Here is a 12,572-nt window from a genome sequence, read left to right on the forward strand (position 1 = left end):
CCCCACCGCCCACCCCGGCCCCGCCCCGGCCGCCGGGCAACCGGACGGTGGCACACCCCCGGCCGCCGGCTCAGTGCGGCCCGAGCAGGGTGAGGGCGGCCGGGGGGCGGGCCGGGCGGAGCGGGGTGAGGCCGGTGGTGGAGGTGCGGAGGGCGTCGGCGGTGAGTGCCCGGGGCGGCGGGGCGTCCGGGGCGAGCGCCAGCGGGGGCTGTGCGGCGGCCGCCAGCAGGAAGAGCTGGGCGGCGTTCGGCGGGTCGGGCCGGCAGCCGGCGGTGGCGCTGCCCGGGAGGCCGTACGGGACGGTCTGCAGCCCGGCTGCCCGCAGGCCGGACTCGGTCCGCCAGAGCCCGTCCCGGTCCCCGCCGGCCCGGACGGCGAGGCGGCCGCCGGGGGCGAGCAGCCGGGTGGCGAGGCCGTAGAACTCCTGGGAGTGGAACGTGACCGGTCCGCCGTCGGAGGGGGCGGGCAGGTCGGCGAGGACCACGTCGTACGGCCCGTCCTGGGCGGCCGCGTCGCCGCGCAGCCAGACCAGCGGGTCGGCGGCGGTGGCGCGCACCCGGGGGTCGTCCAGCGAGTGGCCGGTGAGGGCGGCGAGTCCGGGGTCGGTGCGGGCGAGCCGGGGGAGGGCCGGGTCCGTGTCGACCAGCCGGACGGCGCGCACACCGCGGTGCCGCAGCACCTCCCGCAGGGCGAGGCCGTCGCCGCCGCCGAGGAGCAGGACGCGGGCGTCCGGCCCGGCGCCCATGGCGGGGTGCACGAGGGCCTCGTTGCCGCGGTACTCGTCCGGCCCGCAGACGGCGAGCCGCCCGTCGAGGTACAGCCGGAGGGGGCCCTCGGCGGGGCCGGTGAGCACGATCTCCTGGGTCCGGCTCCGGCCGGCGTAGCGGATCTGGTCCCCGTAGAGGGCGTGCCGGGCGGCGCGTTCGACGGCGTCGGTACCGGCGGCGGCCGCGGCGAGGAGGGCGAGGACGAGGGCGCAGCCGCCCCAGAGCAGGCGCCGTGTCCGGGGGGTGGGTTCCTCGCGGAAGAGCCAGAGCACCACGGCGGCGCCGGCGACGGCGTTGACGGCGCCGGTGACGAGGGCGCCGGTACCGGGGCCGAGGCCGGGGAGGATCAGGAACGGGAAGGCGAGGCCCCCGATGAGGGCCCCCACGTAGTCGGCGGCGAAGAGGTCGGCGGCGGTGCGCCCGGCGTCCTCGCGCCGGATTCGTTGGACGAGGGTCATCAGCAGGGGGATCTCGGCGCCGATCAGGATGCCGATGAGGCAGGTGAGCCCGACCACGGCGGCCTGGCAGCGGCCGATCCAGGCCCAGCAGGAGTAGAGCGCGAGGACGGAGAGCCCGCCGGTGAGCGCGAGTGCGCCTTCGACGAGGGCGAAGGCGGTGGCGGGTCGGCGGGTGAGGCGCTTGGCGAGGAGCGAGCCGAGCCCCATCGCGAAGACCATGACGGACAGCACGACGGAGGTCTGGGTGACGGCGTCCCCGAGCAGGGAGTCGCCGAGTGCGACGAGTTCGAGCTCGTAGACGAGTCCGCAGGCCGCGCAGACGAACGCGGCCAGCAGGACGGCCAGGCGGGCGAGCCGGGGGCGGGAGCGCAGCCGGCACCGACGGCGGGCGGGCAGCGGGGCGAGGCTGCGCCCGGTCCGGGGCGGGTCGCCGTCGTCGTCGAGGTCCACTCGCGGGTGGGCGGGCGGACCGGCCGGATGGTTGATCACGAACAAACGCTAGGGGACGTTCGGGACGGACGGCTGCGCCCATTCGACGGACAGTGCGAGACCTCGGATTGACGAATCGTTCCTGCGTACGATTCATCGGTCGCGGTCCCGCTGGCGCCCCGGGGCGGCCGGTCGGCGGTCATGCCCCGGACACCACCAGCGAGGAGCGGGTGCAGACCAGCTGCCCCTCCTGCGGGTAGGCGTGCCAGGTACGCCAGAGCAGCCGGTCCGTGCCGCCCTGGGTGACCAGGGCGGTGAAGGCGCTCGGGTCGCCGGGGAAGATCCCGGCCAGGCCCCGCGGGTGCCCCTCGACCAGCGCCAGCAGCTCCTGGGCGCGGGCCGCGAAGTCGTGCGGGGGCAGCGCCTCGATCCGGGCCGCGAACTCGTACTCCCAGCCGCCGACCTGCTTGGCGACCCGGGCCGGCAGCGGCGTCCGGCGGCCCGGCAGGCAGGCGACGGTCTCCAGGCACTCGCCCGGGCCCGCCGCGATCACCACCTGGTGCGACGCGCCCAGCAGCCGCAGCTGGAGGGTGCCGGACGTGCCGGGGTGCCCGCCCCCGGTGAGTCTCAGGTCGCGGACCGCGAGAGCGGGCAGCGGTTCGCCGCCCAGGCACCAGGCCAGGTCACCGGCGCGGGTGTCCGTGTAGGAGGTCTGCAGTGTGGTGAGCATGCTCGGCTCCGCGTTTCAGCTCCGTGCGCGCCCGCCGAGCAGCATCGAGTAGGCCTAGGCGATGGCGAGGCTGTTCGTGGCTGTGCGGCCCTGGGCGCGGCCGACCGTGGAAGGAAGGATTCCGGCTGGAGATTCAGCAGCAGAGAAGCATGAATACGCCGGGTCCGTCGGTGATTTACCCAACTTTGTCAAGCATTCACCGTTTCGGGCACACCTGCTTCCCGGCTCTGATCGACCCGGTGTGCGACTCTGCACCGCGCGCGCCCCTCTCACCGGGTCACGCGCCGTGCGCGCTGGTCGTGCGCCGTTCGTGCGCCTCACGCGCCGCCGCCCCGCACGCGCCGGGGGTGCGGGGCGTGCGGGGCGGCGGCGGGGTGTGCCGGAGAGGCCTCCCGGTGTGCCTCGCGGGCATCGTCCGGATCCCGACCGGGCTTTCGGAGCGCTGGAGTTGACGGTTGCTCAGTCGCGTCGCGGGGCCATCATTGTTCCCCCGGCGTCGGCTGACCCGGCGGTCGGGGCGTCAGAACCGGGGTGCCGGAGCCGGGGCGTCAGAACCGGGATGCCAGCGCCACGGTGTCAGAGCCGCTGCAGGCGGGCGACCGCCTCCTCCAGCACCGCGTCCTGCTTGCAGAAGGTGAACCGGACCAGGCTGCGGCCGGCCTCGGCGTCGTCGTAGAAGACGGCGTTCGGGATCGCGACCACGCCGCAGCGCTCCGGCAGGGCCCGGCAGAACTCGACGCCGTCCTTCACCCCGAGCGGGGTGATGTCGGTGGTGACGAAGTACGTGCCCTGGGGGTTGAACGCCCGGAAGCCCGCCGAGGTGAGCCCGCCGACCAGCAGGTCGCGCTTGCGCAGCAGGTCGGCCCGGAAGCCCTCGAAGTACGCGTCGGGCAGCTGCAGCGCCTCGGCGACGGCGTACTGGAAGGGCCCGGCGCTGACGTAGGTCAGGTACTGCTTGGCGGTGCGCACGGCCGCGACCAGGGCCGGTGCGGCGGTGACCCAGCCGACCTTCCAGCCGGTGAACGAGAAGGTCTTGCCGGCCGAGGAGATGGCGACGGTGCGCTCGCGCATGCCGGGCAGCGCGGCGACCGGGTGGTGGGTGGCGCCGAAGACCAGGTGCTCGTAGACCTCGTCGGTGACGACCAGCAGGTCGTGCTCGACGGCGAGGGCGGCGATCGCGGCCGTCTCCTCGGCGGTCAGCACGGTGCCCGTGGGGTTGTGCGGGGTGTTCACCAGCAGCAGCCGGGTGCGCGGGGTGATCAGGCCGCGCAGCTCGTCCAGGTCGGGCCGGAAGTCGGGGGCCCGCAGGGTGAGCGGGACGCGCACGGCGCCGGCCATCGCGATGCAGGCGGCGTACGAGTCGTAGAAGGGCTCGAAGGCGATGACCTCGTCCCCGGGTTCGAGCAGGGCGAGCAGGGTGGCGGCGATGGCCTCCGTGGCGCCGGCGGTGACCAGCACCTCGGTGTCCGGGTCGTAGCACAGGCCGTGGAAGCGCTGCTGGTGCCCGGCGATCGCCTCGCGCAGCTCGGGGACGCCGGGGCCCGGCGGGTACTGGTTGCCGCGGCCGTCGCGCAGCGCCCGGACGGCCGCCTCGCGGACCTCCTCGGGCCCGTCGGTGTCGGGGAAGCCCTGGCCGAGGTTGATCGAGCCGGTGGCCGTGGCCAGGGCCGACATCTCGGCGAAGATCGTCGTGCCCATGCCGTCCAGCCTGCGGTTCAGCAGCGGCCTGTCACCCATCGATGGCTCCTCACGCGCGTCGTCGTCGGGCCCCATCCTGGGGTCGGCCGGGGGCCGGGGACAAGGACGGCCCGGCCACCTGGTCCCAGGTGGTCGGGCCGCTGCTCTCCGGGCGGGGTGGGGTCAGGCCTCGTCGGTGCCCTCGGGGGCCTCGCCCTCGCCGTCCTCGCCCTCGATCTCGTTCTGCAGGCCGAGGCGCTCGACGATCCACTGCTCGAAGCCGACGGACGCCTGGGTCCAGTTGGCGGTGGTGGTGACGAAGTAGTCCAGGTTGACGCCGGTGCCGACGATCATCTGGGCCTCACCGATCAGACGGACGACGCCGTCCTCGTGGGTGTGGGTGTAGACCTTCGGCCAGAGGGTCTCGCGGTTCCACTCGTCGATCAGGTCGAGGATCTCGTGCTTCTTCTCCAGCGGGTACGCGCGGTCGTAGAAGGCGCGCACCGCGAAGAGCTCCTTCTGCTCGCCGCGGAACATGTAGTAGACGCGGAAGCCCTCCCAGGGGGCGGTGAGGTCGCCCTCCTCGTCCACGACGTGCTTGAGCTGCATCTGGTCCAGCAGCTGGGCCACCAGCCCCTGGTCCGGGACGACGATCGGCGGGGGACCGGCCGGTCCGCCCTGGCCACCGGGCTGGCCGCCCTGCGGTACGCCGAAGGACGGGATGGACGACGGGTCGATGCTCATGGGGGTCCTCTTCCTCAGTGCACGTGGTGGCCGGCAATGAGAGGCCGCCCTTTCCACCTCCATCCTGCCTCATTCGGGGCCCTCCTCACAGGGGCACCCGGACACGCGTCGATCTTCGACGGAGGCCTTCCGACGGGGGGCTGAGCAGGCGGTGGTGACGGTGGGTGTCCGGCCGTGCGGGGGTGCGGACGCGGAGCGCAGCGGCCGTCCGGCGGCCCCGGAGAGGGGAACTCGCGGCGGCGCGGGCGGTGCGCCCGGGCCGCCCGCCCGACGGCGGGGCGGCCCGGGCACGCTGTGCTACTTCTCCAGCGGTCCGCGGCTGCGGACGGTGAGGCGGTCGCCCTCCTCGTCCCGCTCGACGAGGACGGTGTCCCCGTCGTGCACCCGGCCGGAGAGGATCGCCCGGGCCAGCTGGTCGCCGATCGCCGACTGGACCAGACGGCGCAGCGGGCGGGCGCCGTACGCCGGGTCGTACCCGGTCAGGGCCAGCCAGTCGCGCGCCGCCTCGGAGACCACCAGGCTGAGCCGCCGCTCGCGCAGCCGCTCGCCCAGCCGGGCCACCTGGATGTCGACGATCCGGCTGAGCTCGGCGGTGCCCAGCGGGTCGAAGACCACGATGTCGTCCAGCCGGTTGAGGAACTCGGGCTTGAACGCCGCCCGGACGGACTCCAGCACCAGCGCCTTCTTGCGCTCCTCGGGGGTGGCCGGGTCCACCAGGAACTGCGACCCGAGGTTCGAGGTGAGGATCAGGATGGCGTTGCGGAAGTCCACCGTCCGGCCCTGGCCGTCGGTGAGCCGGCCGTCGTCCAGCACCTGCAGCAGGACGTCGAAGACCTCGGGGTGGGCCTTCTCCACCTCGTCCAGCAGCACCACGCTGTACGGGCGGCGGCGCACCGCCTCGGTGAGCTGGCCGCCCTCCTCGTAGCCGACGTAGCCGGGCGGGGCGCCGACCAGGCGGGAGACCGAGTGCTTCTCGCCGTACTCGCTCATGTCGATCCGGACCATCGCCCGCTCGTCGTCGAAGAGGAAGTCGGCCAGGGCCTTGGCGAGTTCGGTCTTGCCGACGCCCGTCGGGCCGAGGAAGAGGAACGATCCGGTCGGGCGGTCCGGGTCGGCGATGCCGGAGCGGGTGCGGCGCACCGCGTCCGAGACGGCCTGCACGGCCTCCGCCTGGCCGATCAGGCGCCTGCCCAACTCCTCCTCCATGCGCAGGAGTTTGGCGCTCTCGCCCTCGAGCAGGCGGCCGGCCGGGATGCCCGTCCAGGAGGACACCACGTCGGCCACGTCGTCCGGGCCGACCTCCTCCTTCACCATCGGGGCGGAGGCGGACCCGGACTCCGTGTCCGCGGTGGCGGCCCGCTCCTGGGCCTCGGCGAGCTCCCGCTCGGCGGCCGGGATCTCCGCGTACATCAGCTTCGACGCGCGCTCGAAGTCGCCGTCGCGCTGGGCCCGTTCGAGCGCGCCGTGCAGGTCGTCCAGCCGCTCCTTGAGCTCGCCGACCCGGTTGAGGCTCCGCTTCTCCTGCTCCCAGCGCGCCGTCAGGGCGCTCAACTGCTCGTTGCGGTCGGCGAGGTCGCGCCGCAGCCGGGCCAGCCGGTCGATCGAGGCCGGGTCCGACTCCTTCTCCAGGGCCAGCTCCTCCATGCGCAACCGGTCCACGGAGCGCTGGAGTTCGTCGATCTCGACCGGGGAGGAGTCGATCTCCATCCGCAGCCGGGAGGCCGCCTCGTCGACCAGGTCGATCGCCTTGTCCGGCAGGAAGCGTGAGGTGATGTAGCGGTTGGACAGGGTGGCCGCGGCGACCAGCGCGGCGTCCGCGATCTGCACCTTGTGGTGCGCCTCGTAGCGGCCCTTGAGCCCGCGCAGGATGGCGATCGAGTCCTCGACGCTGGGCTCGCCGACCAGCACCTGCTGGAAGCGGCGTTCCAGGGCCGGGTCCTTCTCGATCCGTTCGCGGTACTCGTCCAGCGTCGTGGCGCCGACCATCCGCAGCTCGCCGCGGGCCAGCATCGGCTTGAGCATGTTGCCGGCGTCCATCGCGGAGTCGCCGCCCGCGCCCGCGCCGACCATGGTGTGCAGCTCGTCGATGAAGGTGACGACCTGGCCGTCGCTCTGCTTGATGTCGTTCAGGACGGCCTTCAGCCGCTCCTCGAACTCGCCGCGGTACTTGGCGCCGGCGACCATCGCGCTGAGGTCCAGTGCGACCAGCCGCTTGCCGCGCAGCGACTCCGGCACGTCCCCGGCGACGATGCGCTGGGCCAGGCCCTCGACCACCGCGGTCTTGCCGACGCCGGGCTCGCCGATCAGCACCGGGTTGTTCTTCGTCCGGCGGGAGAGCACCTGGACGACCCGGCGGATCTCCTGGTCCCGGCCGATCACCGGGTCGAGCTTGCCGTCCCGGGCGGCCTGGGTGAGGTCGGTGCCGTACTTCTCCAGCGCCTTGTAGGTGCCCTCCGGGTCCGGCGAGGTGACCCGGCCGCTGCCGCGCACGTCCTTGAACGCGGCGAGCAGCGCCTTCGGCGTCGCGCCCTGCTGCACCAGCAGCTCGGCGACCGGCCCGCCCTCGGCGGCCAGGCCGACCATCAGGTGCTCGGTGGAGACGTACTGGTCGTCCAGGTCGTCGGCGCGCGCTCCGGCCTCGGTGAGCACCGCCAGGGTGTCCCGGGCGAGCTGCGGCGCGGCGACGGTCGAGCCCATCGCGCTGGGCAGCGCGGCCAGCTGGCGGCGCGCCTCCGCGTCGATCCGGGCGGCGTCCGCGCCGACCGCCTCCAGCAGCGGCCGTGCGATGCCCTCGGGCTGCTCCAGCAGGGCGGTCAGGATGTGCACCGGCTTGACGTCCGGGTTCCCGGCCGCGCCCGCCTGCCGGATCGCGGCGGACAGGGCGTCCTGCGTCTTGGTGGTGAACTTGCTGGCGTCCACTGCTGGGGGGTCCTCCCGTGTCGTCCTTCAGGTCTGCTGACTACAGCATGCACTAAGTTGAGTCTATTCCGCTCAACTTTCCGGGGTCCCGGTGACCGGGGTCCCGGCACCGGCGGTCCCGGCACCCGGGGCCCGCGCGGGCCGGCTCCCCGCAGCCCGCCCGCCGGCAGCAGCCCGCCCGCCGGCGGCCCCCCGCCCGGCGCCCGCCGGCCCCCGGGCCGTCGGCGCCGCCCGGCGGGTCAGCACCAGCAGCTCCCGGGCCGGCCCGCCCGGACGCTGTCCGGCGGGCCACACCGCGCGCAGCGGCCGCCGCAGGTCCAGCCCGTCCTCCAGCGGCACCTCCACCAGCCGCCGGCTCGCCAGCTCCTCCGTCACGGCCAGCTCGCTCAGGCAGACCGGCCCGGCGCCGGTCATCGCCGCCGCCTTCAGCGCGGTGGACGAGGCCAGCTCCAGCCGGGGCCGGGTCGCGCCCCCGAACGGCGCCAGCGCCATCTCCAGCACCTCCCGGGTGCCCGAGCCGGGCTCGCGCAGCACCAGCGGAGTGGCCGCCAGCTCGGCTCCGGTCAGCGGCGTGCGGCGGCGCGCCCAGGGGTGCCCGGGCGCCACCACGACCACCAGCCGGTCGGCCGCCACCACCGCGCCGGCCAGCCCGGGCGGCGGGGACGGGCCCTCCACGAAGCCCAGGTCGGCGTCCCCGGCCAGGACGTGCCCGGCGACCTCGGCCGAGTTCGCCGTCCGCAGCGTCACCGCCGTCCCGGGGCTGGCCTCGGAGAGCGCCAGCAGCCAGCCCGGCATCAGGTACTCGGCGACGGTCAGACTGGCCACCACCGTGAGCTTGGCGTCCCGGCGCTCGCGCAGGGCGTCGATCCCGGCGTCCAGCGCCTTCGCCGCCTCCACCACGTGCCGGGCCCACTCGACGACCAGCCGGCCGGCCCCGGTGGGCCGGCTGCCGCGCGGCGAGCGTTCCAGCAGCGGGACGCCGATCTGCCGCTCCATGCCCTTGATCCGGGCGCTCGCGGTCGGCTGGCTGACGCCCAGCTCGGCGGCCGCCCGTCCGACGCTGCCCAGCCGGTCCACCGCGAGCAGCAGTTCCAGGGCGCCGAGTTCGGGGACGCGGGGGGAGAGGGCCATAGGTTCAGGCTATGCCCTCATAGGATCCGCGGCGCTACCGGCGGCCGGGCCCGGCGGGCACGGTGGAACCATGTCCACCTTGGCCGATGTCCGCCCGTTCCCCCGCTCCCCACGGCTCTCCCGTCCCGGCCGCCCGGCCGGTGCCGGCCGCCTCTCCCGGTTCGACCTCGCCCAGCTCGGCCCGAACTGGTACGCCGTGGTGATGGGCACCGCGATCCTGGGCAACGGCGCGGCGGTCCTCCCCGTCCGGTTGCCCGGACTGGTCGGGTTCGGCGAGGGGATGTGGGCGCTCGGACTCGCCGTCCTGCTGGTGCTGCTCGCGGCCCGGCTGGTCCACCTGACCCGGCACCGCGAGGCCGCCCGCGCCCAGCTGCTGGACACCCCCGCCACCGCCGTCTTCTACGGCTGCCCGCCGATGGCCCTGCTCTCGGTCGGCCTCGGCACCCTGCTGCTCGGCTCCCGGGTGATCGGCACCGGCCCGGCGGTCGCCCTCGACGCCGCGCTGTGGGGCGTCGGCACCCTGTACGCGCTGGCCGTCGCCGCCGGCATCCCGTACCTGATGATCACCCGGCACCCGGTCTCCGCGCTGGAGGCCAATCCGACCTGGCTGCTGCCGGTGGTCGCCCCGCTGGTCGCCTCCGCCACCGGCCCGGCGCTCGTCCCGCACCTGCCGGCCGGCGGCCCCCAGCAGACCATGCTGTACGCCTGCTGGGCCCTGTTCGGGGTCGGTCTGCTGGCCACCCTGGTGCTGCTGCCGGTGGTGTTCACCGGGCTGTTCCACAGCAAGCTGCCGGCCCTGGCGCTCACCCCCTCGCTGTTCCTGGTGCTCGGCCCGCTCGGCCAGTCCGTCACCGCCGTCCACCAACTCGCCGACGCCGCGCGCCCGGTGCTGCCCTCGCTGGCCCCCGCCATGCTCCCCTTCGCCGAGCTGTACGGCGTCGCGGTGATCGGCGTCGCGATGCTCTGGCTGGTCGTCGCGCTGACCGCCAACCTGCGCGCCCGCCAGGCCGGCATGCCCTTCGCGATGACCTGGTGGGCCTTCACCTTCCCGATCGGCACCTGCGTCACCGGCGCCTCCGCCCTCGCCCGGCACACCGGGTTCGGCGGCTTCACCGCCCTCGCCACCGGCCTCTTCGTGCTGCTGGCCGGCGCCTGGGTGCTGGCCGCCGCCGGCACGGCCGCCGGGCTCGCCCGCGGACGGCTGCTGGCGCGCTGAACGGGTCGGTCGGCGGACCCGCCGACCGCGGGTCGTGCACCCGCCCGCGCTGCAGGAACCCGCAGACCGGACCGCCCCGCAGGGGCCGGCCGGGCGTACCGGCGGGCGGCCGCCGCGCACCCCCGCCGGCCTCGCCCTCCACCGGAACCCGACCCACCGCCCGGTCCCGCCGGGCCCGGGCGGCCGTGCAGGTAGCTGCAATTGCGCGAACCTGCACTCGGGCGGCACTTGTCCACCGGCCGTCACACTGTGAGGGTGGAGCCACGCCAGGTCGTCCGGGCACCGCAGCCCGTCGGTGGCGACCGGCTCTTCGGAACTGCCCCGGGTGCAACGTCCCGCACCCGGGGAACGGGGGAAGAGCACCGGCCGGGGCCATGTGTGGTGATGGCACCCCGGACCGGATCCGTCGAGGCGTTGCTGCTCCGCCTCGACGGAGGCGTCCAGGCACTGGCGTGCCGACGGCGGCCCCCGGGCGCCACGGAGTGCGACGGCACCCGGCCCGGGGCCCGCCGTCCGACCGGCTCCGTGACCGCCGGCCAGGTGATCCCGCCGCGGCGGCGCCCGGTACCGTGATCACGCCCGGCGCACCGGCGGCGAGAACCGCGCCGCCCGCAGCGGGGGGCGGCCACCAGGGAGAAGCGTCCGGCAGGGAGTGTGCGACGTGACGGCGGAACCGGCGGTCGCGCCGCACCACGGACAGCCCGCGGGCGAGGAGCCCGACGAGGCCGCCCGGCAGCTGTACCTGGCGGTCCTCGCCGAGGGCGGCCGGATCCCCTACTCCGGGGTCCGGGAGGCCGACCGGGGGCCGCTCCGACAGCTCATCGCCATCGGCCTGCTGCTGGCCAACCCGATGGACCACTGCTACACCGCCGTCAGCCCGCGCTCCGTCAGCGACCGCCTCGGCGCCGAACTCCGCAGCGAGGCCACCCGGCTGCTGGTGCGCGCCGAGAGCCTCCCGGGCTCCCTCGACGGCCTGACCCGCGCCTATGACGCGATGCCCCGCCCCTCCGGCCCGGCCGGCGGCGCCGTCCACGTCGAGGGCCACGTCCACATCCGGCAGCGGATCTCCCAACTGGTCTCCGACTGCCGGTCCGAGGTGCTCACCGCCCAGCCCGGCCACCGGCCCGCCGAGACCCTGCAGATCGCCCTGCGCCAGGACGTCCAGCTCCTGCAGCGCGGCTGCTCCCTGCGCACCGTCTACCAGCCCGTCGCCCTCGCCGACCGGCCCGCCCGCACCTACGCCGAGGAGGTCACGCGGCACGGCTCCCGGATCCGGGTCCTGGACGAACCGTTCCAGCGGCTGATCGTCTTCGACCGCACCGTCGCGGTGATCTCCGCCAGCGACGACCACAGCACCGCGGCCTTCATCACCGACCCGGCCGCCATCACCTTCCTGGTCGGCGCCTTCGAACGGGACTGGGCCCGGGCGGACCCGGCCGGGTTCGCCGTCGGCGGCGGGCCCGCGCGCAGCGTCCCGGATCGCGTCGGCCGGCTCCTCGCCCGGGGGCTCACCCAGCGCGCCGTCGCCACCCGCCTGGGCCTGAGCGAGCGCACCGTCGCCGCCCACATCTCCCGCCTGCGCGACCGCCACGGCGCCCAGACCCTCTTCCAGCTGGGCTGGCTGATGCGGGGCGCCCGCGACGACCGGTGAGCCCTCCCCGGCCGGGCGCGGCCGCGCGGGGGGGCTCACGCGGTGGGCGACCGGCGGGCGACCGGGGCCAGGGGGTGACCGGTGGTCGGGACGAGCCCGACCGGGCCCGGTGGGGCTCAGCCGGTGGCCGCGCCGGTGGGCCAGTAGCCGGTGACGGGGGGCTGCTGCCGGGGGACGTTGAACTGCTCGCCGGGGGCGGTCCAGAAGCCCTCGCGCAGGGACAGCGCCATGCCGGCCCAGTCCAGGGCGGTCTCCACGGTGTGGTTGAGCGCCTCCTGCGACCAGGTGTCGTCGAAGACCAGCGGCAGGACGGGGGCGACCTGCTCGATGGTGGCGATCAGCGGGTTGTGGGTGATCGCCTCGTCGACGAGGAGGACGATCGGCTTCCGCAGCGCCGAGGCCCATCCGAGTTCCAGGCTCACTCCGGCCGACAGCGGCGCGCCGACGTAGGCGAACACCAGGTCCGCGGACTGCAGCGCGCGGAAGTCGGACGGCACCCGGGGCTCGGGGGCCCGGCCGGCGACGGTCCAGGCGTCGCTGTGGTGCGCGCTGTAGACGGCGGCACCGCTGCGCAGCAGCGTGGTGCGCAGGGTCGTCAGCCGCGTCCGGCTGGCGAGCGTCACCACGCTGTCCGCGGGCCCGGTCAGCCGCATCAGCGGCGCGGCCAGGAACACTCGTGCACGCCGGCCTTCGGTGGCCTGGCTGTCGTGCTGACGCAGGTAGGGCTCGGTCATGTCGACTCCGGGGGAAGGCGTTGGCACTCGGCTGCTCGCCGCCGACGCTTGGTGTGGAGATTGGGACAGGGGGAAATCGTGCGGGTTTATCACTATTTCGATGCCTGTCATACGCG

The 12,572-nt window shown here is 75.1% G+C and carries 8 protein-coding genes and 1 pseudogene; 2 read left to right on the forward strand and 7 right to left on the reverse strand.

Annotation, left to right across the window (positions count from 1 at the left end; translation table 11 throughout):
• Positions 1 to 70: 70 nt before the first annotated feature.
• The 6 genes and pseudogenes from ACIRS1_RS08390 to ACIRS1_RS08415 all read right to left on the reverse strand — a co-directional run.
• A complete protein-coding gene (locus ACIRS1_RS08390; protein WP_402837894.1) occupies positions 71 to 1,714 on the reverse strand; it encodes a spermidine synthase in 1,644 nt (547 codons plus the stop codon).
• Positions 1,715 to 1,853: 139 nt separating this feature from the next.
• Positions 1,854 to 2,384, reverse strand: coding sequence for a DUF2617 family protein (locus ACIRS1_RS08395; RefSeq protein WP_387900577.1), 531 nt, complete (start codon positions 2,382 to 2,384; stop codon positions 1,854 to 1,856).
• Positions 2,385 to 2,960: 576 nt separating this feature from the next.
• Positions 2,961 to 4,121, reverse strand: a complete 1,161-nt coding sequence (locus ACIRS1_RS08400; protein ID WP_360205841.1) for a pyridoxal phosphate-dependent aminotransferase — start codon at positions 4,119 to 4,121, stop codon at positions 2,961 to 2,963.
• A gap of 123 nt (positions 4,122 to 4,244) precedes the next feature.
• Positions 4,245 to 4,805 carry a YbjN domain-containing protein gene (locus tag ACIRS1_RS08405; protein WP_360205839.1) on the reverse strand — a complete coding sequence of 187 codons (561 nt, stop codon included), beginning with the start codon at positions 4,803 to 4,805 and terminating at the stop codon, positions 4,245 to 4,247.
• A gap of 297 nt (positions 4,806 to 5,102) precedes the next feature.
• Entirely contained in the window at positions 5,103 to 7,724 is a 2,622-nt protein-coding gene (clpB, locus tag ACIRS1_RS08410; RefSeq protein ID WP_402837897.1) for an ATP-dependent chaperone ClpB, read from the reverse strand.
• A gap of 234 nt (positions 7,725 to 7,958) precedes the next feature.
• Positions 7,959 to 8,855: pseudogene (locus ACIRS1_RS08415) on the reverse strand (LysR family transcriptional regulator); the annotation flags it as partial.
• A gap of 70 nt (positions 8,856 to 8,925) precedes the next feature.
• Here ACIRS1_RS08415 and ACIRS1_RS08420 point away from each other — a divergent pair.
• Complete coding sequence (locus ACIRS1_RS08420; RefSeq protein WP_402837899.1) at positions 8,926 to 10,071, forward strand: TDT family transporter; 1,146 nt, start codon at positions 8,926 to 8,928, stop codon at positions 10,069 to 10,071.
• Positions 10,072 to 10,732: 661 nt separating this feature from the next.
• Positions 10,733 to 11,722: a LuxR C-terminal-related transcriptional regulator gene (locus tag ACIRS1_RS08425; RefSeq protein ID WP_402837901.1), complete on the forward strand. Its 990-nt coding sequence runs from the start codon at positions 10,733 to 10,735 to the stop codon at positions 11,720 to 11,722.
• Between the two features lie 116 nt (positions 11,723 to 11,838).
• Here the strand turns inward: ACIRS1_RS08425 and ACIRS1_RS08430 are convergent, their stop codons facing one another.
• Positions 11,839 to 12,456: a hypothetical protein gene (locus ACIRS1_RS08430; protein ID WP_360205824.1), complete on the reverse strand. Its 618-nt coding sequence runs from the start codon at positions 12,454 to 12,456 to the stop codon at positions 11,839 to 11,841.
• Positions 12,457 to 12,572 lie beyond the last annotated feature (116 nt).

It is taken from the genome of Kitasatospora sp. NPDC101176, from assembly GCF_044768035.1.
GTDB lineage: Bacteria > Actinomycetota > Actinomycetes > Streptomycetales > Streptomycetaceae > Kitasatospora.

What these genes read in the sequence shown, in the direction of transcription:
- ACIRS1_RS08430 (WP_360205824.1), bottom strand. Translation starts at nt 12,456, where the DNA reads ATGACCGAGCCCTACCTGCGTCAGCACGACAGCCAGGCCACCGAAGGC.
- ACIRS1_RS08400 (WP_360205841.1), bottom strand. Translation starts at nt 4,121, where the DNA reads ATGGGTGACAGGCCGCTGCTGAACCGCAGGCTGGACGGCATGGGCACG.
- ACIRS1_RS08405 (WP_360205839.1), bottom strand. Translation starts at nt 4,805, where the DNA reads ATGAGCATCGACCCGTCGTCCATCCCGTCCTTCGGCGTACCGCAGGGC.
- ACIRS1_RS08420 (WP_402837899.1), top strand. Translation starts at nt 8,926, where the DNA reads ATGTCCACCTTGGCCGATGTCCGCCCGTTCCCCCGCTCCCCACGGCTC.
- ACIRS1_RS08395 (WP_387900577.1), bottom strand. Translation starts at nt 2,384, where the DNA reads ATGCTCACCACACTGCAGACCTCCTACACGGACACCCGCGCCGGTGAC.